Genomic DNA, 403 nt, shown 5'->3' with positions numbered 1-403 from the left:
CCCGATGGCCATCGCCACGGGCACCGGCGCGGAAGTGCAGCGGCCGTTGGCCACCGTGGTGATCGGCGGCATCTTGTCTTCCACCGTGCTGACGCTGCTGGTGCTGCCGATTCTGTACCGGCTGGCCCATCGCCCGGATGAGCAGGAGGAGGATGTCACGGCAGAGCCAGCACACGAGGGCGCAACCACTTGAAAGGAACAGCGATGAACGCCGTTACGGCACCACAACAGACACCTTCAAGTTTCACAGGGACATTGACTCATGGAATTGCGTCACCTCCGATACTTTCTGGCGGTCGCCGAAGAACTTCACTTCGCCCGCGCGGCCGAACGCCTGCACATCGAGCAATCGCCGCTGTCACGCGCCATCAGGGAACTGGAAGAAGAGCTGGGCGTTCAGCTC

At 62.3% G+C, this 403-nt stretch carries 2 protein-coding genes; both read left to right on the top strand.

Features of this window, described 5'->3' with window-relative positions:
• Window positions 1-193: efflux RND transporter permease subunit (locus AC066S_RS39805; protein WP_478272062.1), on the top strand; the 193-nt coding region annotated here is incomplete at its 5' end.
• Between the two features lie 69 nt (window positions 194-262).
• The coding region (locus AC066S_RS39800) for a LysR family transcriptional regulator (RefSeq protein WP_478272063.1) at window positions 263-403 on the top strand (141 nt) is incomplete at its 3' end.

This window comes from Bradyrhizobium sp. CFUWI (assembly GCF_056429085.1).
This window is presented reverse-complemented; position numbering and strand designations above follow the sequence as displayed.